Origin of the sequence: Glaesserella parasuis (assembly GCF_002015085.1) — a bacterium.
GTDB classification, from domain to species: Bacteria; Pseudomonadota; Gammaproteobacteria; order Enterobacterales; family Pasteurellaceae; genus Glaesserella; species Glaesserella parasuis.
Genome location: NZ_MUXW01000017.1, coordinates 15722 through 39572 on the forward strand (window position 1 = coordinate 15722; position 23851 = coordinate 39572).

Consider the following 23851-nt stretch of genomic DNA (forward strand, 5'->3'; position numbering starts at 1 on the left):
TAGCTGTGATTGATCGTTTAAAAGGGAAAGAGAACCTGATTAGATTAATGTTGTTGCTTTCGGCGTGTTTTGGGATTTATATGATCACGGCGTGGGCAAGTTATAGTCCATTGGATAATGCTTGGAGTACGGCAAGTTCTATTACCCACGAAACATTAAATAAAACAGGGGCATTGGGGGCGTATTTAATTGATTTGCTCTTTGCGATGTTTGGTAAAGTTGCGGTATTTGTTCCTTTTGGGCTGGCATTTACGTCGATTTATGTATTGATTTTACGGTTAGCTGACGATCTAAACTGGGCGAAAATTGGGCTTTGGCTAGGGAGCTTTTTCTTATTTTTAGTCGGGCTGGCGGGTTTGTCGAGCGTATTGTTTGAAAATTCCCCTTACTATCTTTCGGGTGGCTTTATTGGTGGAATGTTAGCGTCTTGGCTCAATTCTCAAATGGTATTGTTGCTCGTTGCAATGCTATTAACGGCGGTTGGTTTCTATTTTTGTTCAGGACAGATTTTGTTGCAACTATTTAACCGCTTGTATCATTGGATCGTGGATGGAAAAACGGAAGATAAGCCGAGTACATTAAATGCTGGCGAGGCTGTTCAAACAGAGAAAAATGAGGAGGAGCCAGTCGCTGAAAATGAGAGTGAAAGTGACGAAACACCACAATATACAGATGTTTCCCAGTTTACCCGTCCGCATATTACTGGCTTAAAAACCGTTCAAGAGGAAGACGTAGCAACTGAAGTTGAATTGACTGATGTAACAAAATTTAAAGTGGAGAACCCAAGTTCATTGCCAAGCATTACTGTTCCAGAGTTTGATGTTTCTGTCCCTTCTGTATCAACTTCCTTTGAGTCGCCGGAAGAAACAGTGATTATGCCAAACGTTACTGAGCCGGTAATGCCAAAGGTGCGTTTAAACCCTGTGGTGGAAGTGGCGGCAGAGCCTACAGTAGAGCCGTTTGAAGAAGCACAATCAACTCCGCAATTTTTACAAGAAAACCTACCGCTATTTGAACCTAAAGTAGCAACAGCAGAGGCACAGCCTGAAAAGAAGGGCGTAACTTATCCGAAAGGCTATGGCGATAGCCTTATTCACCCGTTGTTACAAACTAAGAGAAAGGTCGAAAAGCCAACCACGCCGTTGCCGACGATTGATTTATTGACGATAGTAAAATCAGAAGAACAGCAAATTACGGAGCAAGAAATTCGAGATACCTCAGCTCGAATTGAGCGTGAATTAGCGAACTTTGGGGTGAGGGCAACGGTGGAAGATGTATTGGTCGGTCCTGTGGTAACACGCTATGAAATCAAACCAGCAGCAGGTGTGAAAGCAGCGAAGATTACGAATTTAGCTTCAGATCTTGCACGTTCGCTGATTTTTGAAGCCATTCGTATTACAGACGTTGTCCCTGGCAAACCTTATATGGGTATTGAAACCCCTAACCGCCAACGTGAAACGGTTTGGTTGCGAGATGTGTTGGATAGCAATGAGTTTCGCCATACGAAAGCGACATTGCCGATGGCATTAGGGAAAGACATTAGCGGTAAACCGATTGTGGTCGATATGGCAAAAATGCCACATTTACTGGTCGCAGGGCAGACGGGGGGCGGAAAATCGGTCGGGGTAAATACGATGATTTTAAGCCTGTTATTCAAGCTGTCGCCTGAACAAGTTCGTTTTATTATGATCGACCCGAAAGTCGTTGAGCTGTCGATTTACAACGATATTCCGCATTTACTTACCCCAGTGGTAACGGATATGAAAAAAGCCGAAAATGCGTTGCGTTGGGCGGTGGAGGAGATGGAACGCCGTTACCTACTGGTGAGCAGTTTAAATGTCCGAAACATTGAGGGCTTTAATGCGAAAATCGATCAAGCGGCAGCAATGGATTTACCTATTCCAAATCCGTTGTGGCGACCTGGCGATACAATGGATAGTTTGCCACCACCATTAGAAAAATTAAGCTACATTGTGTTAATTGTCGATGAGTTTGCGGATCTAATGATGTCGGCAGGTAAACAAGTGGAAGATCACATTATGCGAATTGCCCAAAAAGCACGAGCGGTCGGTATTCACTTAATTTTAGCGACACAACGTCCATCAACTGATGTGATTACTGGGGTGATCAAAGCAAATATCCCAAGCCGTATTGCATTTACGGTGGCAAGCCAAATTGACTCTCGAACCATTTTGGATAAAGGCGGAGCAGAATCTCTATTAGGGCGAGGGGATATGCTATATTCTGGGGCAGGTAGCCCTGAAATGATCCGTGTTCACGGGGCATTTATGACCGATGAAGATGTTCAGCGTGTGGCGGATAACTGGCGTGCAAGAGGCAAACCAGAATATATTGAAAGCATTGTGGTAGCACCAGAAGGCGATGAAAATGGCGAAAGTTCAGAGCGTACAAGCGGCGAGTTAGATCCACTGTTTGACGAAATCGCTCAATTTATGATTGACGGTGGGGCAACCTCAATTAGTGGCGTACAACGTCGCTTCTCACTGGGCTTTAACCGTGCAGCGAGAATTATTGATCAACTAGAAGAGCAGGGGATTATTTCTGCTCCAGATAGTCGAGGCAAGCGAGAAGTGCTGGCGAGATAAAGGTGTTTGGAGTATTTGACAAACCTATGGTATTCTTTTACTTTAGAAAGAATAACAATTATATAACATAAGGATTTATAGCAATGAGCAATAAAGTGGGCAACACAATGTATAAAAATGATGATGTTCGTATTAACCATATTGAAGAACTGTTACCACCAGTGGCACTATTAGAGCGTTTTCCCGCAAGTGATGTTGCAGCGGAAACAGTCGCAACCGCTCGTGAAGCAGTTCATCGTATTTTACACGGAGCAGATGACCGCTTGTTAGTGGTGATCGGGCCTTGTTCTATTCACGACCCGAAAGCCGCATTAGCATATGCGAAAAAAATTCAAGAAATGCGTGCAAATCCGCATATTAATCAACATCTTGAAGTAATTATGCGCGTCTATTTTGAAAAACCACGCACCACTGTGGGTTGGAAAGGGCTTATTAACGATCCTTACCTAAACGAAACTTTTGCGTTAAATGACGGCTTACGTATCGCTCGTAAAGTGTTATCGGATATTAATGATTTAACCGTACCAGCTGCAGGGGAATTTTTAGATATGATCACCCCGCAATATGTTGCAGACTTTATGAGCTGGGGAGCGATTGGTGCAAGAACAACCGAATCACAAGTTCACCGTGAACTTGCATCTGGCTTATCTTGTGCTGTAGGCTTTAAAAATGGAACAAATGGTGGCGTGAAGATTGCCTTAGATGCGATTGGCGCAGCAGAAGCCCCTCACCACTTTTTATCCGTAACTAAGTTCGGGCATTCCGCGATTGTTTCAACGGCGGGTAATCCAGATTGTCACATTATTTTGCGTGGCGGTGATAATGGCACAAATTATGATGCGGACTCTATTGCAAATGTGTGTGTGGATATCGAAAAATCTGGTCGCCGTCCGCATGTTATGATTGATTTCAGCCACGCAAATAGCCAAAAACAGTTCAAACGTCAATTAGATGTATGCAATGATGTGGCACAACAAATTGCGAACGGCTCACACCTTATTTCAGGGGTAATGATCGAAAGTCACCTTGTTGAAGGTCGCCAAGATTTAGTTGAAGGTAAAGAATTGGTTTACGGACAGAGCATTACCGATGGCTGTATTGGCTGGGAGGACAGTGAAAAAGTGCTATTCCAACTTGCTGATGCGGTAGCAAAACGCCGTCAATTAGGCAAATAATTGGTATTATGTCGTCTCGCTTTTTTCAAGCGAGTTCAACATTATTTTCTTTATATGACATTATGAACAAAACTATTTTAGCACTAGATACTGCCACTGAAGCCTGCTCAGTGGCTTTGTTACATCAAGGTAAAACCACATTTATTGATGAATTAAGTCTAAGAACCCATACTCAACGCATTCTGCCGATGGTAGATGAATTGCTGACACAAGCGGGGATTTCTGTGCAACAGATTGATGTTCTCGCTTTCGGAAGAGGCCCTGGGAGTTTTACGGGTGTGCGTGTTGGCGTTGGGATCGCTCAGGGGTTAGCTCTTGGTGCCGAATTACCTGTTGTACCAGTATCTAATTTACTGACAATGGCGGAAGAGGCTTATCAAACCTTGAATGCTAACAGTGTGATTGCATTAATAGATGCTCGAATGAATGAGGTCTATTTTGCACAATTTGAACGAACAGAACAGGGCTGGCAAACTCAGGTTGTAGAGCAAGTCTGTTCGCCAGAAAAAGCAATTGCTCAAATGCAACCTACCCAAAATACGGTTATTGTAGGAACAGGCTGGGCAGCCTATCCACAATTTGAGCAGGCTAACCTCGCTGTCAAAGTAACGGAGATTACCTTACCATCAGCAAAATATATGTTATCTTTGGCAATTGAGAAGGTTGTACAAGGAAAAGTACAGTCGGCGTTTGATATTGAACCTGTTTATTTGAGAAATGAAGTGACTTGGCAAAAGTTGCCGCATAAGTTGTAGGTATATTATGTTGAAAATTGCGAATAAATTTATTTCTTCTTCTATTTCAATGGCTTTTTTGGGGGTAACTGGGTGGTCGGTTGCTTATGCCTATGGTTGGGGGCAGTCATACTTTTATGGTTTCCCTTGGTGGTATGTTGATGTGGGAATTAGTAATGTTGCTAGAAGTTTAGGATATGTGCTTTGGAATACGGCTATTTTATTTCTTACTTATTTAATTGGATTATATATTCTAATAAAAGCTAAGAAATATATGCCAGAACCGTATATTCAATTTTTACGAGCATATATTTTGATTTGCATAGGGCTAAGTCCTCTTCTATTTGGCTATATTGCTTCAATAGGAAGATGTAACACTTATGTCGGATTAGGTTATTTATTATTGATATTATTATTTACTTTAATATTTAAGAACTATATAAATCATAATATTCCAAGTATTTCTGTTAAAGCAACTATGCAATTTTTATATAAAAATCAGGTGTATATAATTATCTGTACATATTGCTGTTTTGTAATGTTTGCTTTTATAACGGGTTATATTCGTCCTAATTTTAAAAATACTTTTGATATAATAGATATTGATCATAAAACCTATTATATATTGGCAAAATATAGCGATACTTTTATTTTAGCTAATGAGATACATGCAAATAATGATAATTTTTATATTTATAAATTATCACCTAATTCGTTATTTCATATAAAAGTAGTGAAGGTATCTACATCTAAATAATGTACTTGTACATCAAAGAATAGGGGCAGTAAATTTAAAATGTTGATGGACTAATTTTACAAAGGCATAGTAGACAAGTTTGTTGCTAATGTTTGTTTTCTTTAAACATTAGCAACCCTTTTTATTTGGCATAGTAGACAAAATGGTTGCTAATTTCGTGAAAACTATGCCTTTTATTTAAAAAAATCTTGTATAAACAACATCTTACATCATTTGGAATGGAAATCAATTTAGCCCCTAAAAATTGTAATGTTATAATAACCTACTAGGCCCAAAAGGCGGAGCAATGATCCAAAGATGTTTTAACGGAATATTGCTAGGTTCTGCTGAAGAAGTTCGCAAGCAGTTTTGAAAACCATAACTGCCATAATTCTCGCTGGTTAAACATTTTCCCGTATTGGGGTCTGTCAGAATAAATGCCCCCGTATCGGTTGGGACTAACCTAAATAAAGTGTCTGTTTGTCCACAGGGTAAAGTACCACCATCTCCAACCAAGCAACGATCTTCTTTATCAAATACTTTAAATTGTACGAACCGACGATTTTTAACAATAACATCAACAAGTCGCCACTGCACCTCTTTTGGATCATTCCGATCGTAGCTACGATTAGATACAGGCTCACCCGTATTTAAACTGCGTAAAGAGATAATAGGGGGCTTTATTTCAACAACATCAGGATAAGTTGATGGTGTTGGCGTAGGTGCAGGTGGCATCGGTGGTGTTTCTGCAAGGGAAAACTGGCATAGTCCTAATGTCATCAATAAAGTAAAACGCTTTAACATAGTTCCCCCTTAACGTTTTTTCACAAAGCTGACTGGGAAATGATCAGAGGTAATCTGCGATCTCATCTGATTAAACATAATGCTGGCACTGACCGTTGTATTTTGTGTGGTTTGATTCGCATTGTGTAATACTGCATAATCCAATACATTGCCAGAACGATGGGTAGGTTCCGTTGGTGCAACAATTAATGTTGTATTGCGAAGCTGTGGTTCAGAATCTAAAGCCTCTTGCATACGACCAGGTGCTCGGTTGAAATCTCCTACTGCCATCCAATTGATATGTCGTCTTTCCTCAGTATTAAAGAACGTATGAATATTTTGAATCAAACTTAGTGAATCTGCTCCTCCAGATGAAAGAGCATGAATACTAAAGAAAGCATCATTATCAATACGAATGCCTATGGCTGGACGAGAGGTTAATACACTAGAACCAGAGTTAATCACATATACTTCGCTTGCCATACGACGAGCAATAATCGCAAGATTAACTCGATTTGCCCCGACATCTAAGCGAGAGTAATAGATATAAACATTATTTGGACGACTTCTTGTCCCTAAGTTCCACACATATTCATCAATTGGAAAGCCAACCCCCTCGGGCTGAACCATTCGGCGTGTATGAACGGCGGTAGATGGCAATGAGCCAGCTTCTTGAACCATTAAAATACCTGCCGCTTGAGGCCCCGTCAAAAGCTGACGAACATTGATGTTCCATTTACTTTCATTAATCGCAGAAGAACCTTGCAAGTTCCACGTTGCAACCGTATAGTTTTCCAAATTTGCCAAGACAATTTGAGGAAGTAAACAACATACTAATGCTATAGCTCGATTAAATAACGTCATTTTTCCTCCTATAATGGATTAGCACTAAGTAATGGTGGTGTGAGATAGAACGTTTGATCGTGTAACGGTGTAATACGTTTATCATCACAACGATCCAAAGTCAGCGTAAAATAGCCAGTGGTACTCACCGCATTGTAAGTTAAGCAACGCTGCTGGGAAACACTTTTAATGAACACCGATCCTGTCGAGGTTGGCAGTAACTCAAAATCTTGATCTAAATTATTTGGATCACAGCTATCTTGAATCACACCATTTCCATAAGCCTGCATACAAGATCCCATCTGCTGATTAGTAAAACGAAAATGTTCTTGACGGAAGCTCCGCTCAATTCGCCAATTACGCAATTTGCCAAAATCTTGAGAATTAAGCGGCGGATACATCCAAAGCCAGCTACGACGATCAACAGACCACATCGTAATCACCGCCCCATTTTGTCCCATAATGCTGATAAAGTCGTTAAATTCGGCAGTATTTGATGGACTGGTTGCTAACAAATTGACCGTTGGTGGGCCAGGCAGTTTTAACAGACTTGTTGGTAAAGGGGGCGTAGGGTTTAGCGTTTCCTCAAACAACGCTTGATCATCCTTTTTCTCTTCCTGTGGTTTTTGCGTTTTTTCACAACTACAACTGCAACCAAGTAAAGCACTTGTAAAAATAGCAAGTGAAGTTAGATATGTGAGCTTTCTCATTTATATCTCCTTGTGATAATTTGAGAAAATCTATAGTCAATGTTTACTTTGATCAAGAAAATTTACAACGTAACTCTGCAAGTTTAAACAGCAATTTACTATTGTGTTTGTCAAATTAATTAAGCATTTTCACCCTCTTTGGCTAATTGTAACGGTGGAACTTCCTTGCCGATACGTTGATAAAATTCGACAACAAAATCATCAAAGCGATCTTCATCAATCGCTTGGCGGATTTCTGCCATTAAACGTTGGTAATAACGTAAATTGTGAATGGTGTTTAATCTTGCCCCTAAAATTTCACCGCATTTATCAAGGTGATATAGGTAGGCTTTGGTGTAGTTTTTACAGGTGTAGCAATCACATTCAGGATCAAGCGGTGAGATGTCATTGCGATATTTCGCATTGCGGATTTTGACAATACCGTTGGTGACGAATAAGTGTCCGTTGCGAGCGTTGCGAGTTGGCATTACACAGTCGAACATATCGATCCCACGGCGAACACCTTCCACCAGATCTTCAGGTTTGCCTACGCCCATTAAGTAGCGTGGTTTATCCGCAGGGATTTGTGGGCAAACATATTCTAAAATGCGGTGCATATCTTCTTTCGGTTCGCCAACGGCTAAACCGCCCACCGCATAGCCATCAAAGCCGATTTCAACCAGTTTTTCTACGGAAACTTTACGCAATTCTTCATAAACGCCCCCTTGAATAATGCCGAATAACGCATTTGGGTTTTGTAATTCGTCAAAGCGATCACGACTGCGTTTTGCCCAACGTAGCGACATTTCCATTGACTGTTTTGCATAGTCAAAGGTCGCTGGGTATGGGGTACATTCATCGAAAATCATCACAATATCCGAGCCGAGATCGTGCTGAATTTCCATAGATTTTTCTGGGGATAAAAAGACTTTTTCACCACTAATTGGGTTTTGGAAATAAACGCCTTCTTCTTTGATTTTGCGTAATTTGCCTAAACTAAAGACTTGGAAACCGCCAGAGTCCGTAAGAATTGGACCGTGCCATTGCATAAAATCGTGTAAATCGCCGTGCTGACGCATAATCTCTTGCCCTGGGCGTAACCATAGATGGAAAGTGTTGCCAAGCAGAATTTGCGCGCCTGTTTGCGCCACTTCTTCAGGGGTCATTCCTTTAACCGTGCCGTAAGTCCCCACAGGCATAAATGCAGGGGTTTCAACGTGATATTCGCCCTTTGGACGAGAAAAAGTTAATCGACCACGACGAGCGTTGCCGTTTGTTTTTTTTAGTTCGTATTTCATTTTTGTTCCTCAAATAAACAGTCTGAGTAGAAAAGAATAAGACGAATAGATATTTGCCCTACAAAATAATTTAGTAGGGATTAAATGTCTAAATTTGCATATAAGGCATTATTTTCGATAAAATCACGACGTGGTTCTACTTCATCACCCATTAATGTTGTAAAGAGTTTATCTGCTGCAATTGCATCAGTAATAGTAACTTGTAACATCTTACGTGCTACAGGATCCATCGTTGTTTCCCAAAGCTGCTCAGGGTTCATTTCACCTAAGCCTTTATAACGTTGAATGGTTAAACCTTTACGAGATTCTTTAACCAACCAATCAATGGCTTCGGCAACACTTTCTATTGATTGCTGGCGTTCACCACGTTGTACATACGCTGTAGGTTCAAGGAGATCGCTTACTTGTTCGCCTAATTTAGTAATACGAGTATATTCATTACTTGTAATAAAATTGAAATCCAAACAGTAAGTTGTGCTAATTCCGTGTGTAGTAACAATTACTTGAGGTTCATAAATATGGCGTTCTGCATTATAAAATACCTCTGCAACATAAGTACTTCCACTAGTTTCTTTAGCTGTTAAGATCTCAACAATTTTGTTATTCCAAGCGGTCACTTCAGTTTCATTTTTTACAAATTCTGTCGTGAGGGCTGGCTGATAAATTAATTCATTCAGTAAAGCAGTTGGATAACGACGGGTTAAACGCTCAAACAATTTTTGAACATCATTATATTCAGCAATTAATTTCTCAAGTGCTAAGCCATTTAATGCTGGCGCTTTATCACTTACGTAAAGTGAAGCACCATCTAAGGCTAATGCTAATTCATATTGCTCCATTTCCGTATTATCTTGAATATATTTCTCTTGCTTACCTTTTTTCACTTTATAAAGTGGTGGCTGTGCAATATAGACATAACCACGTTCAATTAATTCTGGCATTTGACGATAGAAGAATGTCAAAAGCAAGGTACGGATGTGTGCACCATCGACGTCCGCATCGGTCATAATAATAATTTTATGATAACGCAATTTCTCAATGTTATATTCATCACGACCAATACCTGCACCTAATGCAGTAATTAACGTCGCAACTTCTTGTGAAGAAAGCATTTTGTCAAAACGTGCCTTTTCTACGTTTAAGATTTTTCCTTTTAACGGTAAAATCGCTTGGTTTTTACGATCACGCCCTTGTTTTGCGGAGCCACCTGCAGAATCCCCCTCAACTAAGTAAAGTTCAGATAATGCAGGATCTTTCTCTTGGCAGTCTGCTAATTTACCCGGTAACCCCCCTAAATCCAATGCGCCTTTACGACGAGTCATTTCACGAGCTTTACGTGCTGCTTCACGGGCACGGGCTGCATCAATGATTTTAGTCACAATATTTTGAGCATCATTTGGATTTTCTAATAGATATTCCTGTAGTGCTTCATTCATTGAGCTTTCCAATGGATTTCTAACTTCAGAAGAAACTAATTTATCTTTTGTTTGAGAAGAGAATTTTGGATCTGGTACTTTCACTGAAATAACAGCGACTAAACCTTCACGTGCATCATCACCCGACGCATCAATTTTGGCATCTTCTTTTTTTAGTTTTGCCCCTGTTTCCATATAGTTTTTCAAGGCACGGGTTAATGCACCACGGAAACCTGCTAAGTGCGTACCGCCATCACGCTGTGGAATATTATTGGTGAAACAATATACATTTTCGTTAAAACTATCATTCCATTGCATTGAAATTTCAATGCCTATACCATCTTTTTCTGTTGAAAGATAAAATGGCGTTGGGTGAATTACGTTTTTACCTTCATTCAAATATTCAACATAAGCACGGATACCACCCTCATATTTGAAATGTTCTTCCTTATCATTACGTTCATCAATTAAGCGAATCGATACACCTGAATTTAAGAATGAAAGTTCACGTAAGCGTTTAGATAAAATCGCATATTCAAATTCCGTTTTATTTTTGAAAATATCATAACTCGGCCAGAAACGGACGGTTGTTCCTGTCTTTTCTGTTTCGCCAATTACTGCTAAAGGTGCATCAGGATCTCCTAAACTATAAAATTGTTCGTGAACGTGACCTTCACGACGAATAGTCAGTTGAAGTTTGGACGAGAGGGCATTTACCACTGACACCCCAACCCCGTGCAAGCCGCCTGACACTTTGTAAGAATTATCATCAAACTTACCGCCTGCGTGTAATACGGTCATAATAACTTCCGCCGCAGACACTCCTTCTTCAGGGTGAATCCCCACAGGAATACCTCGCCCATCATCTTGCACAGACACTGAATTGTCCGAATGAATAGTCACGACAATATCATTACAGTAACCAGCTAAAGCCTCATCGATTGCATTGTCCACAACTTCAAAAACCATATGGTGTAAACCTGTGCCGTCATCAGTATCTCCGATATACATACCTGGACGCTTACGTACAGCATCAAGACCACGTAATACTTTAATGCTAGAAGAATCATAGCTATTTGGTTGATTTTGTTCTGACATTGTTGTTCCTATATTAACTTAAATTGACAACGGCAAAATCTGCCGAAAATTAGGCAGGATTATATCAGAAAAGGGAAAAAGGGGGAAGGAATCAAACGTACTCAATAGGATTTAGCCAAATCATTACCACAGTAGGTCGCATTATTTTTCAGATAGTAACACATTTTTATGATTGAGGCTTAATTTAGGATTATTTACTATATATAATATCCAGTACATGTGATGATGTAATACTTACACAAAAGGATAACTATATGTACATTTTAACTCCTCAAGAATTTGTCACTTGGGACGAACCGATTGAAATGCTTTATGCTTGCCACGGAAAGGTCAAAAGTTTCTGCCGTCAGTTACAACTGTTGCCAGATTACTTAGCGAAAAACGGGGTAAATCAAGCGGTCAAAAATGATGTACAGCAGATCTTAAATTACTTCAATCGATCTGCACCCTTACACCACGATGACGAAGAAAAAGATTTCTTCCCAGCATTGATTAAGCAACGCCCAGAAGCGCAAACGGACGTAGATTTGCTCGAAGCACAACACATTGAATTACATCAAAATTGGGACGAACTCTCCGCCCAATTAGTCGCCTTACTCAATGGCGAAATTCAACACATTGACCGCGAGTTAATCCAACGCTTTGTGGTAGGTTACGATCAACATATTGCGATTGAAGAACCGCTTTTTGAATTAGGGCGAGAGCATCTAAGCCAAGAAGAACTCAACTCAATCGGGCAGATTATGGCAGAGCGCCGTCGGGTTTAATGGTGAATTATTCACTTGATCTCACCGCTTACCGTTGCCCTCTTCCTCTTTTGTCGGCAAAAAGGGGAATGTTACAGTTGAATAGCGGAGAAAGTTTGAAACTTCATTTTAATAAAGACGTTTTATTAAACGATATTATTTTATTATGCCAAGAAATTCAGTGCGAGCTCAAAAGCAAAATAGAGTCAGAAACAGAAGTTATTTTATTCATCTATAAAGATAAGGCATAGTAGTAATACTATACCTTATTGTTTATTTAACTGTTGCTACCATCATCACCATCATAAAACTGACGACAGCAAGAATGAAATGTTTGAGAGAAAAAGGTTGCTCTTTCTTGAAGGCTTTTGTCGCATAATAAATATACATCACCAAAAAGAATAACTTCGCTAAAATCCACGTTTGAAAATCCATGGCGAAATAGACAAAAATGCCCACACCAGACAGTAATAACAAGCTATCAACAGCGTGTGGTGCAATTTTTAAGAGTTTATATTGTCGCCAATCAACCATTCTTGCGGAAAGTAATCCGCGAACCAGTAATAGCATTAAGCTTAGGTAAGCTAAACCAATATGAGTATAAAAGATCGTTTGCATTAATTTTGTCCTTATTTAATTTTGTTCAATAATTGTAGATTTTAAATATTGAAAAATTTCACGATAATTTTTCGGTGGTTTATTTGCTTGCTTCTCTTTCTGTGCGGCACGGATTAAATTGCGTAAATGCTGACGATCCAATGTCGGATATTCATCTACAAGCGGATTGATCGCACTGTCGCCTTGCTCAATGAGTTCATCTCGAATTAACTCTAATTTGTGCAATAGGGCTTGTTGCTGATTATGACGATTTTCAACTTTATCCAATGCTTCCTGAATAGGTTCGTGATCGACATTGCGTAGCAATTTTCCGATATATTGAATTTGACGGCGACGAGCTTCTAAACGTAAGCGTTGCGCTAACTCAATTGCTTCACGCAAGGTATCATCAATAGGCATTTTAGCAAGATTAGCACTATTCAGTTCTATCAAACTTGCCCCTAATTTTTTAAGATGTTCCGCATCACGTTTAATTTCACTTTTACTTACCCAGATGATCTCTTCTTCCTCATCTGTCCAATCAATCTCATTACGTTGTTTTCTAGCCATTGCTATTCCTTTCTTTTACAAAATTTGCGTAGTTTAGCAGAAATTTAGGGTAGAATGGCGAGATTAAGTGAAAAGAGAACAGTTTTACAAAAATTTTCGCTAATCCTACCGCTTATAGAAGGAAAATTATGTCATTTATTACCAAACAAGAACTTCAAGCTCAAGAACAAACCTTACGTCAAGCCGTTGAAATTGCACTGGATTTAGCCCAAAAAGCAGGTGCAACGGCGGAAGTGGGTGTAACCAAAGTCGCAGGCTTATCAGTTTCTACACGCTTAGAACAAACAGAAAATATTGAATTTAACAACGACGGCTCACTCGGTATTTCTGTCTATCTCGGTAAACGAAAAGGCAATGCTTCAACTTCCGATTTGCAACCAAAATCTATTCAACAAGCGGTTGAATCGGCACTTGCAATTGCAAAATATACCTCAGAGGACGACTGTGCAGGTTTAGCTGACAAAGAAATGATGGCATACCAAGCCCCCGATTTGGCGTTATATCATCAAGCAGACATTACCGTTGATCAAGCGGTTGAACTGGCTATTGAAGCGGAACATTATGCACTACACAGCGATGATCGCATTGTCAATAGCGAAGGGGCAACCTTCAATTCACACGCAGGCATTAGAGTTTATGGCAACACACACGGTATGCTACAAAGCTACCTATCTAGCCGATATTCCCTCTCTTGTAGCGTCATTTCAGCCTATGAAGATCAGTTAGAGCGAGATTACGAATACACTATCTCTCGTCAATTTGACCAACTTGCCTCGCCAAAATGGGTTGGGCAACAAGCTGCAGTCAAAGCCGTTGATCGCCTAAACCCTCAAAAACTGGCAACCTGTGAAGTTCCTGTGATTTTTTATAACGACATTGCCACAGGGCTTATCGGACACTTCGCAGGTGCAATTAGTGGCGGAGCTTTATACCGCAAAGCCAGCTTCTTACAAGACAAGTTAGGTGAGCAAATTTTGCCGACTTGGTTTGAAATTAACGAAAAACCGCATCTACTTCGCCAACTTGCTTCATCACCTTTTGATAGCGAAGGCGTTTACACTCGCGATCACCAAATCATTAAAGATGGCGCATTACAGACCTATCTTTTAACGACATACAGTGCTAAAAAATTAGGTATGCAAACGACAGGACACGCAGGCGGTATTCACAACTGGCTAGTCAAACCTAATCGCACAGGGGGATTAACTGCATTACTTAAAGAGATGGGAACAGGTTTACTTGTCACCGAAATGTTAGGCAGTGCGATTAATGGCGTGACTGGAGAATATTCACGGGGAGCTGCAGGTTTTTGGGTTGAAAATGGCGAAATACAATATCCTGTTGCAGAAATTACCATTGCAGGACAGCTACAAGAGATGTTTAAAAATATCGTTGCTGTTGGTGATGATATTGAACATCGTTCGAATATTCAGACAGGTTCAATTTTATTGGAAAAATTGAAAGTGTCGGGAGAATAAAACGATGAAAATTATCTTCAGGCTGTAGTAATATATGCATAAACTTTTTATACAGTAGGAAGACCAAGTGTGGCGTTCCTACTGTTCTTTCTTTGGTTCAAAGCTACATAATACTAGAAAACTGATTAACATAATGTAAATACATGTTTCATGTGCTTGACTCATGGTAATAGTTATTTTTGTATATAAGGCAAAAATAGAGCAGTAAAGTTTTAAGGTACGACAATGATTGTAACGATAAAAGATCTTGCTAAAGAAGCAGGGGGTTCTTTATGTACGGTTTCTAAATGTGCTAAATGGCAAGAGTGGCGTAAGTTTAGACAAAATTGAAAAAGTACAGCGTGCGATTGAAAAATTAGTCTACCAACGCAATATGCAAGCGGCTCAGTTAAAACGAGGTGTAAGCAATAAAATTGCGATTATTCTGCCAAATATTATTGATGTAAAATATAGTAGCCTGTATGAAAATCTGAATGCAAACTTTCAGCAAGATAATTTTATTTTTGAACTTTATCTCACTTATAATCAGGAAGAAAAAGAGCGAGAAATTATAAAACGGATTAAAGAAGAAAATTATCTTTTTGTTATTGCAGACAGTTGTTTAACAACTGCAAAAGAATATGGTAACTTGTTAGATAAATGCTTATTTATCGAGAAATTTTAGACGGCAAAACCTTTATTCATTTTGATTATACCAAAGTTATTGATGACTTTATTGAAAACAGGGAAAAAATCAGTTAGATAATGTTATTTTTGTAAAAGATGAATGGGTTGATTGGAGAGAAAGGGATTATCATTATTTAATTACACAAGCAACTCAAGCCAATATTCAATTAAAATTTATTGAACCCACAGGAAATAGCCATTTACTTGCCTTTGAGTTGGCTCATATTGAAAACATTTCAGCATTATTTATTTCTTCTTTTGAAACTGCCAAACTTATCCATAATGCCTTTTATTTTTCAGATAAACCACTTCCAAAAATATATACTTTTTATCATAATAGTTTTAATGATGATAATCGTTTTATTCAATATAGTTTAGATTATGGTTATATTAGCCAACAACTTTTAGCAAAAATAAAGCAAGAAAATAATATCGATAATCCCCATCATTTTGGTTTTTTAGCCTTTGAAAATCATAATGTATTACCTACACAATTAAATTTATTAGCGATTTCAAACCCCTCTATTGAAGCACTAAAAAAACTTATTCCCCATTTTAGAAAATTAACGGGAATTGAGGTGAATATTGAAACCTGTGCATTTTCAGATATTCCAACAGAATTAGAAAAAAATAAAATGACAAATAAATATGATATGGTGCGAATTGATATGGAAAGTTTACCCTATTTTGCACAATCTTATTTATTACCCTTAGAGTTTCTTTCTTTGGAAACATTATCGAACTATTTTTCAAGCAAAATTCTTCAGAGTTTTTGTCAATTTCAACAAAAAATTTATGCGATTCCCTTTGATCCAAGTTTTCAGATGCTTTTTTATCGTAAAGATTTATTTGAAGATCCTAAAATTAAGCGGTTATTTTATGAAAAATATAAGCAAGAATTGGTGTTGCCAACCAATTTTGAGCAATTTAATAAGTTATTACCTTTCTTCCAATCAGGTCTGTATGAATATCCGCAAATTGAAAAAGGATCGGCATTAATTATTGATGATGAAGGCACATTGGCAAGTGAATTTTTTGTTAGATATTACGCTATTTGCCTATCTATTTTTGCCAAGGGGAAAATTGCCTTAAATAGTCAAGCAGTTGTTGAGAGTTTATCACAGCTAAAAACTTTATATCATCATTCGATTTTATTAGAAAAATGTTGGTGGAAAGAAGAAGTAAAATTATTTGAACAAAGGAAAATTCCGTTGTTAATTGTCTATATGAACCACTTTTCACCGCTTTCAAGTGAACATTCTAATAGTCCGATTGGATTTACTAGCGTACCCAATGCTCGTCCTTTATTAGGCGGTGGCTCTTTGGCAATTTTAAAACAGACGGAAAAACAGACCGCTTGCGAGTATTTTATCCATTGGTTTTTACAAAATACCATTCAAGAGCAATATATTCAGTTGGGCGGTATGTCTGCACGAAAAGATTTAATGAGTAACCCAAGTATTACCCAAAATTTTCCTTGGCTTGCTTTGGCAAAACAGAGCGATTTTCAGGGCGTGCGTGAAAATATATTAAATGATCAAGCGGTGAATTTGCGTCAAATTGAAGCAATCATTGGGCATGCGGTGAAAGATTATTTATTAAAAGATCTGAGTATTGATAATACATTAGCACAGATTGAGCGAGAGATTGGGGTGTTGAATGGGTAGAAACACGGCGTGTTCTTATCATTTAATTATTCGTAAAAGCTGATTCTCAGCAGAGACAGGCATAGTAGACAAACTTGTCTACTATGCCCCACAAAATGGTGTAATAGACAAAACTGCCACCAATAATTGTAGACGTTTTAAACAGAAAAACTTATCTGCAACTAACGCAAAAACGCAGGAATTTTGCTTTCGTAAGCTGCAATTTTTTCTTCGTGTTGCAAAGTTAAACCGATATTGTCTAAACCATTTAACAAGCAGTGACGACGGAAACTGTCGATTTCAAAAGAGTAGGTTTTTCCATTTGCCGAAACCGTTTGAGCTTCTAAATCGACGGTAATGGTCGCACCTTCATTTGCTTCGACATATTTGAAAAGTTCATCAACTTCTTCTTCGCTTAAACGTACAGGTAACATTTGGTTATTTAAACTGTTGCCATAGAAAATATCCGCAAAACTTGGGGCGATAATAGCACGAATGCCGTAATCATCTAACGCCCAAGGTGCGTGTTCACGGGAAGACCCACAACCAAAGTTTTCACGAGCCAATAAAATGCTTGCCCCTTGATAACGTGGAAAATTTAGCACGAAATCAGGATTTGGCTGTTTACCTTCATCATCTAAAAAACGCCATTCGTGGAATAAGTGAGCGCCAAAGCCGACACGGGTCACTTTTTGTAAGAATTGCTTTGGAATAATTGCATCGGTATCAACGTGCGAAGCATCAAGTGGAACTGCTAAACCAGTATGTTGTTTAAATTCTGTTGCCATTTTCTTATTCCTTAGTGTAATTCTACGTTGCGAATATCGACGAATTTGCCGTGAACAGCTGCCGCAGCCGCCATTGCAGGGCTAACCAAGTGAGTACGTCCGCCACGACCTTGACGGCCTTCAAAGTTACGGTTACTGGTTGAAGCACAGCGTTCACCTGGCTCTAAACGGTCATTGTTCATTGCCAAACACATTGAGCAACCTGGTTGTCGCCACTCAAAGCCTGCTTCAATAAAGATTTTATCTAAACCTTCTTTTTCCGCTTGTTCACGCACTAAGCCTGAACCTGGTACCACTAAGGCTTGAACACCATCAGCGACTTTGCGTCCTTTTGCCACAGCCGCCGCTGCACGCAAATCTTCGATACGAGAGTTGGTGCAAGAGCCGATAAATACTTTGTCGATAGCCACATCAGTCAGTTTAATACTGTGCGGTAAGCCCATATAAGCTAAGGCTTTTTCCGCCGATTGACGCTCAATCGGATCTGCCATATCCTCAGGGTTCGGGATCACATCATTGATACCGATAACGTGTCCTGGGTTGGTTCCCCAGGTCACTTGTGGCTCAATCTCGCTAGCTTCTAAAGTGACCACAGTATCAAATTCTGCGCCTTCGTCCGTGTGCAAGGTTTTCCAATAAGCGACTGCATCGTCCCAATCCTTACCTTTCGGTGCAGACGGACGATCTTTTAAATAAGCAAAAGTGGTTTCATCTGGTGCAATTAAACCTGATTTTGCACCAAGCTCAATCGCCATATTACACACGGTCATACGACCTTCCATAGATAAATCACGGATCGCCTCACCGCAGAACTCAACAACGTGTCCTGTACCGCCAGCCATCGTAGTTTTACCGATAATGGCAAGCACAATATCTTTCGCCGTAATGCCTTCACGCACTTTGCCACGCACTTCAATTTTCATTTTTTTTGCACGGGCTTGTTTTACCGTTTGAGTTGCAAGAACGTGTTCAACTTCTGATGTACCGATACCAAACGCCAATGCACCAAATGCCCCGTGTGTCGCCGTATGAGAGTCGCCACACACAATGGTCATACCTGGAAGGGTTAAACCCTGCTCAGGTCCCATAACGTGAACAATACCTTGATTAATATGGTTGATGTCATAAAGGGTCACGCCAAACTGCTCGGTATTTTTTGCCAGCTCAACCATTTGGATGCGCCCCATTTCGCCAGAACCGCCTAAGTCACGGCTATCGGTAGGTACGTTATGATCCATTGTTGCAACCGTTTTGGTCGGCTGACGCACTTCACGCCCCATCGCACGCAAACCGTCAAAGGCTTGCGGTGAAGTCACTTCGTGAACCAAATGGCGATTGATATAAATTAGAGGTGTTTCACCTTCAGCTTCGTGAACAACGTGAGCATCAAATAATTTTTCGTATAAGGTTTTTTTCATAAGTCCAACTCTCAAATGCAAGGGGACAAGCGGGGGGATCACATAAAAAATTACCACAACATTTCAATATGGAACATAAACGTGGGGACACACTGCGTGTGTCCGTTTACCGATATCATGTGGACACACGCAGTGTGTCCCTACATCTTGTTAAAACTTCTTACAAATCCAACCGCTTGTAAAAGAATGATTTGGAATATATCGCTACTCAAAACAAAAGTAAAATGCTATTTTTGGGAAAATTGCATTTTTTTATTCTGTGAAATAGGTTTTAAGTTGGCATATTAAGTGATATGTTAGCATATTATGCTAAATCTTCTTGTTTTTATGGTTTTAAGATTTAATGCTTTGGATTTATTAGAATTTTTATCAATCGAAAAAAGATTATCTGTTTTATGAATTAATAGGCAAAAGTCATTGAAGTTGCTGATTTCTACAAGAGAGAAAATAATAGGCAATAAATCCAACTACCGTACAAGCCGCCATCGTATAGAGCATTGGACGCTCGCTGGTTAGCGGAACATGGGATAATCCTGCCCCAACTAATGAACCAATCCCAAAGCGAGCAGTACCAGCTACGGCATTGGCGGTACCTGCCATTTGTGGATAGCGATCTAAAATTGCCGCTGAAGCATTACTACCAATGGTCGAAACCATTCCTACAAAAAATGCTACGCCAATTGCCATTGACCATAAGCCTAATTGCAATGTCGCAGAAATAATCAGCCAAATACCCGCTAGGAGTTGTAAGCTCATTCCAATGCGTAACATTTTTTCTGAGCCGATTTTGGTGACAAGTCGTCCGTTGATAAAGGTCATCACCATCATCACAGCTATATTTAGCATAAAAAAGTAGCCAAAGTATTCAGATGAAACCCCATAAAGCCCAATATAAACCAGCGAGCCAGAAGTAAGAAAGCAAAACATTCCTGCAAAGGACATTCCACCAACGAGAACATATCCTAACGTTGCTTTATGGGAAATCAATGTCGTAAAATTTTGTAGTACTTGACGAAAACTCAACGGCATTCGATTTTCTGTACTCAAGGTTTCAGGAATAAGCGTTGCTACTAAACAAACGCAGACAATCCCCATCACCATTAAAATATAAAAAATAGCGTGCCAATGTAGCCACTTCGCTACATATCCGCCTAAAATAGGCGCTACGAGCGGTGCGATCATCGTAATAATCATAATGGTGGACATTAATCGGGCAAACTGGTTGCGAACGAATATATCTCGCACTAAAGCCCCGAGTACCACTGCAGGTGCAGCTCCAAATAAGCCTTGTAATAGACGCAATAGATAGAAATTTTCAATACTCAATACTTGTGTTAAGAAAAAAGCTGCGACAGCCCCGCCAGATAAGCCAAGTAAAATAATCGGTTTACGTCCGAAACTATCGGCAATTGGTCCCCAAAAAAGTTGCCCAATTGCAAAGCCGAAAGTAAAAATCGCAAGAGTTGTTTGCACCTTTTCTTGAGATACCGACAGATCTTGAGCAATATCGAGAAAAGATGGCAGATACATATCAATTGCAAGCGGTGGCAACATTGAGAGTAATCCCATAATCACCACAAAAAATCCATTTGGTTTAGTTATCTTGTTCATTTAAAAACTCGCTACTTCGTCTTCAGTCAAAGCTCTAAATTCCCCTTCAGCAAGAGTTTCATCAAGCACCACATTACCAATTCGCCAGCGGTGCAATGCAACCACTTTGTTTCCAAGAGCAGCAAACATACGTTTGACTTGATGGTAACGCCCTTCGCTGATAGTTAAATTGACATTGTAATCATCTAAAATTTCAAGGGTAGCAGGTTTTGTTAAGGTTTTTTCACCACGCAATAAAATGCCTTCGGCAAATTGCGTGGTATAAAAATCTTCCACGGGATCAGCAAGGGTAACTAAGTAGGTTTTTTCACAATGATGTTTGGGGGAAGTAATGCGGTGTGACCATTGTCCGTCATCGGTTAATAAAACTAAGCCTGTTGTGTCAGCATCTAAACGCCCTGCACAATGTAATTTTGTGGTAAGTGGATAGTCAAAAAATTGAAATACTGTCGGGTAGTCGCCATCATCGTGAGAGCAAACACAATTTTGTGGTTTATACAGCATAAAATATTGCCCTTCATCAACCCAAGCTAGCGGTTCGCCATCAAAACAGATCTCATCTTGCTCACTGATTTTGGTTGCACTATTTTTTTCAACCACACCATTAACAGTGACTTGCCCTGTCCGTAGAGCTTTACTTGCCTGAGAGCGAGTAAACCCAGTGTTTTCTGCTATAAATTTATCTAAACGCATGTTTTACCTGAAAATTGAATAAAGTGCGACATTATATCTACATTTTCATAACAAGGTTAAAGATATTGACAATATATTGATATTATTCCACCCACAACGGCAATTGCATTTTGACGCGTAATCCGCCTAATGGGCTTTTTTCTGCTCTAACTGAACCGTGATGTTGTCGTATTGCATTGGCAACAATAGATAAACCAAGCCCTGTTCCCCCCGTTTGTCTTGCTCTGTCTTCTTGAACACGATAGAACGGACGGAATATTTCTTCATATTGATCTTCTGGAACACCTTCTCCATCATCATCAACAAGAATATAAAGATCGCTGGTATCAATATAAAACATCACTTTTACGGTTGTTTGAGCATATTTTTTGGCGTTGCGAATGACATTTTCGACGGCACTAGCTAACAATACAACATTGCCATTTACAAAGTAACGCTCAGGGTGGAGGATACGTTGGCTTACGACTAAATCAAATCCACTTTGTTCCAATTCAAATTTGGCATCATTTAATACATCGTCCCATATTTTATGGATTGGAAAGACTTCTCGCTCTAGATGGTGATTAGCTTGTTTACGAGATAGAACCAATAAATCGTGAATCATTGTGTCCAGTTTTGTAATTTCACCTTCAATACGAGTAATTTCACTGCTTTCACCATTTCGACGAAGCAAGAGAGATAAAGCTAATTGCATTCGAGTCAAAGGGGTTTTTAATTCGTGCGAAATATCGGATAAGAGACGATGCTGATAGTTGGTTAGTCGTTCTAATGCGACAATCATTTCATTAAAACTTGCTCCTACTTGACGGAGTTCTTCAATGCCTGAGGTTTCTAATTTGGGATTGATGGCTAAGTTTCCTCGTGCTACTGCATTTGCGGTTAAACGCAGTTCTTTTACTGGTTTGGCAATGCGGTACGATAGCCAGATCATCACTGGGCTACTGACAAAAAGAAACAAAAGTAGCATTATCCAAGGCGAGTCAAATAATGTATTAATGAGCTCTCGTTGAGGGTTCACTTTTTTAGTGAAATAGAGGTCGTAAGTGCGAGTGTGAGAACTTGCAAGAAAAGGACCGTAAAATTCCATTGTGCCGAAGCGTCTTTGTAATGGTTGGCGGTGATTTTTTGCCTTATATATAAAAGCGTGGAAAGCTTCATTATTTTCCTCTCTTATTCCTGCTAATTGTTGTGAGGCGTGATCAAAGAGGATAATGTCAAAACCATTAATAGATGCTACAGAGAGATTGTGGCGAAACACTTCGTCTAAATTATATTCTTGTTCTACATATTTGGTTTCGTGCTGTAAAAAGCCTAATTGAAAATCGTCAATTTGCTTGAAACGACGAGTATCTAAACTTGGCAGTAAAATAGCAAGAGCCAAAATAATGGCAATGGTAACCATAAAAGAGGCAAAGATTTGATAGGCTAAATATCTTCGGAAATTTCTAAGTTTTAACATAACGGCTAACCTATAGATAGAAAAATCCCCCAACTATACACAAGCTGAGGGACTTTATTTTGTTATGATTATTTTTCAGTCACTAGTAAATAACCACGACCACGCAAGGTTTTAAACCAAGGGAGATTATCATTACGCTCAGGGAGTTTTTTACGCAAATTAGATATATGCATATCAATCGCTCTATCGTATGGCGTTAAACGTTTACCTAAAATCTCAAGGCTTAACAGTTCGCGTGAGAGAATTTGTCCAGGGTTACGCATTAAAATTTGTAACAATGCAAATTCTGTTCCTGTAAGATCTAAATCTTTTCCTTCATAAATCGCTTGCTGGAGACCAGGGTGAAGCTCAACGCCACCAAATTGTAGTAATTTTCTGTCATCGTCATCATTTATAACGAATGTTGTTTCAACAGGTATACTTGGTTTCTGTGTGATTGATCTGCGTAAGATAGCTTTTATACGTGCAACCAACTCTCTATCGTTAAATGGTTTTGGTAGGTAATCATCTGCACCAAGTTCCAAACCAAGCACACGATCAATTTCGTCATCTCTTGCGCTTAACATGAGAACTGGGGTTGAGTATTTTTGACGAATCTGTTTTAAGGTTTCAATACCATTAAGAATTGGCATCATGACATCAAGTAGAATGAGATCGTAGTTCTGTATCTCTAATTCAGTTAAGGCATCTTGACCATTGTGTACAGTATGAATATCAAAGCCTTCAAGAGAGAGTGATTCTGAAAGTAATTCAGTTAAATCTACATCATCGTCAACAAGTAAAATTTTTGGCATAGCTCTAT

At 39.3% G+C, this 23851-nt stretch carries 22 protein-coding genes; 9 read left to right on the forward strand and 13 right to left on the reverse strand.

The window, feature by feature from the left end:
- Positions 1-5: 5 nt before the first annotated feature.
- The 4 genes from B0183_RS05650 to B0183_RS05665 all read left to right on the forward strand — a co-directional run bounded on the left by B0183_RS05650 (position 6) and on the right by B0183_RS05665 (position 5272).
- Entirely contained in the window at positions 6-2606 is a 2601-nt protein-coding gene (locus tag B0183_RS05650; protein WP_078208483.1) for a DNA translocase FtsK, read from the forward strand.
- An 83-nt stretch (positions 2607-2689) separates the two neighbouring features.
- Positions 2690-3781 carry a 3-deoxy-7-phosphoheptulonate synthase AroG gene (gene aroG / locus B0183_RS05655; RefSeq protein WP_412459326.1) on the forward strand — a complete coding sequence of 364 codons (1092 nt, stop codon included), beginning with the start codon at positions 2690-2692 and terminating at the stop codon, positions 3779-3781.
- Positions 3782-3843: 62 nt separating this feature from the next.
- Positions 3844-4536, forward strand: a complete 693-nt coding sequence (tsaB, locus tag B0183_RS05660) for a tRNA (adenosine(37)-N6)-threonylcarbamoyltransferase complex dimerization subunit type 1 TsaB (RefSeq protein WP_021113910.1) — start codon at positions 3844-3846, stop codon at positions 4534-4536.
- Positions 4537-4543: 7 nt separating this feature from the next.
- On the forward strand, positions 4544-5272 hold the full coding sequence (locus B0183_RS05665) for a hypothetical protein (protein WP_021109469.1): 729 nt from the start codon (positions 4544-4546) through the stop codon (positions 5270-5272).
- Positions 5273-5524: 252 nt separating this feature from the next.
- On the opposite strand, the gene B0183_RS05670 is transcribed toward B0183_RS05665, so the two are convergent.
- From B0183_RS05670 to gyrB, 5 genes are all read right to left on the reverse strand, one after another.
- On the reverse strand, positions 5525-6055 hold the full coding sequence (locus B0183_RS05670) for an RICIN domain-containing protein (RefSeq protein WP_078208484.1): 531 nt from the start codon (positions 6053-6055) through the stop codon (positions 5525-5527).
- 9 nt (positions 6056-6064) lie between these two features.
- A complete protein-coding gene (locus tag B0183_RS05675) occupies positions 6065-6898 on the reverse strand; it encodes a cytolethal distending toxin subunit B family protein (RefSeq protein WP_078208485.1) in 834 nt (277 codons plus the stop codon).
- Positions 6899-6906: 8 nt separating this feature from the next.
- Positions 6907-7587, reverse strand: a complete 681-nt coding sequence (locus B0183_RS05680) for a cytolethal distending toxin subunit A/C (RefSeq protein ID WP_005714937.1) — start codon at positions 7585-7587, stop codon at positions 6907-6909.
- A 119-nt stretch (positions 7588-7706) separates the two neighbouring features.
- Positions 7707-8864: a tRNA guanosine(34) transglycosylase Tgt gene (gene tgt / locus B0183_RS05685; protein WP_021110656.1), complete on the reverse strand. Its 1158-nt coding sequence runs from the start codon at positions 8862-8864 to the stop codon at positions 7707-7709.
- Positions 8865-8944: 80 nt separating this feature from the next.
- Entirely contained in the window at positions 8945-11377 is a 2433-nt protein-coding gene (gene gyrB / locus B0183_RS05690; protein WP_021109470.1) for a DNA topoisomerase (ATP-hydrolyzing) subunit B, read from the reverse strand.
- Between the two features lie 254 nt (positions 11378-11631).
- Here gyrB and B0183_RS05695 point away from each other — a divergent pair, with 254 nt between their 5' ends.
- Both B0183_RS05695 and B0183_RS05700 read left to right on the forward strand, forming a co-directional pair.
- Positions 11632-12144 carry a hemerythrin domain-containing protein gene (locus B0183_RS05695; protein ID WP_078208486.1) on the forward strand — a complete coding sequence of 171 codons (513 nt, stop codon included), beginning with the start codon at positions 11632-11634 and terminating at the stop codon, positions 12142-12144.
- The gene (locus tag B0183_RS05700) at positions 12144-12374 is read left to right on the forward strand and encodes a sulfurtransferase TusA family protein (RefSeq protein WP_005713650.1); all 231 of its coding nucleotides are present in this window, start codon (positions 12144-12146) and stop codon (positions 12372-12374) included. The genes B0183_RS05695 and B0183_RS05700 overlap by 1 nt, the downstream gene beginning before the upstream one ends.
- A gap of 22 nt (positions 12375-12396) precedes the next feature.
- On the opposite strand, the gene B0183_RS05705 is transcribed toward B0183_RS05700, so the two are convergent.
- Positions 12397-12741, reverse strand: a complete 345-nt coding sequence (locus B0183_RS05705) for a SirB2 family protein (RefSeq protein ID WP_010786816.1) — start codon at positions 12739-12741, stop codon at positions 12397-12399.
- Positions 12742-12756: 15 nt separating this feature from the next.
- Positions 12757-13290, reverse strand: a complete 534-nt coding sequence (gene yjgA, locus B0183_RS05710) for a ribosome biogenesis factor YjgA (protein ID WP_005713654.1) — start codon at positions 13288-13290, stop codon at positions 12757-12759.
- A 128-nt stretch (positions 13291-13418) separates the two neighbouring features.
- Here yjgA and pmbA point away from each other — a divergent pair, with 128 nt between their 5' ends.
- From pmbA to B0183_RS05725, 3 genes are all read left to right on the forward strand, one after another.
- Positions 13419-14768 carry a metalloprotease PmbA gene (gene pmbA / locus B0183_RS05715; protein ID WP_026917048.1) on the forward strand — a complete coding sequence of 450 codons (1350 nt, stop codon included), beginning with the start codon at positions 13419-13421 and terminating at the stop codon, positions 14766-14768.
- Between the two features lie 289 nt (positions 14769-15057).
- Positions 15058-15432, forward strand: coding sequence for a LacI family DNA-binding transcriptional regulator (locus B0183_RS05720; protein ID WP_078208487.1), 375 nt, complete (start codon positions 15058-15060; stop codon positions 15430-15432).
- A 217-nt stretch (positions 15433-15649) separates the two neighbouring features.
- A complete protein-coding gene (locus B0183_RS05725) occupies positions 15650-17101 on the forward strand; it encodes an ABC transporter substrate-binding protein (protein WP_160148339.1) in 1452 nt (483 codons plus the stop codon).
- Between the two features lie 161 nt (positions 17102-17262).
- Here B0183_RS05725 and leuD read toward each other — a convergent pair whose 3' ends face one another.
- The 6 genes from leuD to B0183_RS05755 all read right to left on the reverse strand — a co-directional run bounded on the left by leuD (position 17263) and on the right by B0183_RS05755 (position 23843).
- The gene (gene leuD, locus B0183_RS05730; protein WP_078208489.1) at positions 17263-17868 is read right to left on the reverse strand and encodes a 3-isopropylmalate dehydratase small subunit; all 606 of its coding nucleotides are present in this window, start codon (positions 17866-17868) and stop codon (positions 17263-17265) included.
- 11 nt (positions 17869-17879) lie between these two features.
- Positions 17880-19286 carry a 3-isopropylmalate dehydratase large subunit gene (leuC, locus tag B0183_RS05735; RefSeq protein ID WP_021110666.1) on the reverse strand — a complete coding sequence of 469 codons (1407 nt, stop codon included), beginning with the start codon at positions 19284-19286 and terminating at the stop codon, positions 17880-17882.
- A gap of 414 nt (positions 19287-19700) precedes the next feature.
- Positions 19701-20897, reverse strand: a complete 1197-nt coding sequence (locus B0183_RS05740) for a Bcr/CflA family multidrug efflux MFS transporter (RefSeq protein ID WP_078208490.1) — start codon at positions 20895-20897, stop codon at positions 19701-19703.
- Positions 20898-21590, reverse strand: coding sequence for a 16S rRNA pseudouridine(516) synthase RsuA (gene rsuA / locus B0183_RS05745; RefSeq protein WP_078208491.1), 693 nt, complete (start codon positions 21588-21590; stop codon positions 20898-20900).
- 82 nt (positions 21591-21672) lie between these two features.
- Entirely contained in the window at positions 21673-23049 is a 1377-nt protein-coding gene (cpxA, locus tag B0183_RS05750; RefSeq protein ID WP_062923816.1) for an envelope stress sensor histidine kinase CpxA, read from the reverse strand.
- Between the two features lie 68 nt (positions 23050-23117).
- Positions 23118-23843: a response regulator gene (locus B0183_RS05755; protein WP_021112187.1), complete on the reverse strand. Its 726-nt coding sequence runs from the start codon at positions 23841-23843 to the stop codon at positions 23118-23120.
- Between the last annotated feature and the right edge of the window lie 8 nt (positions 23844-23851).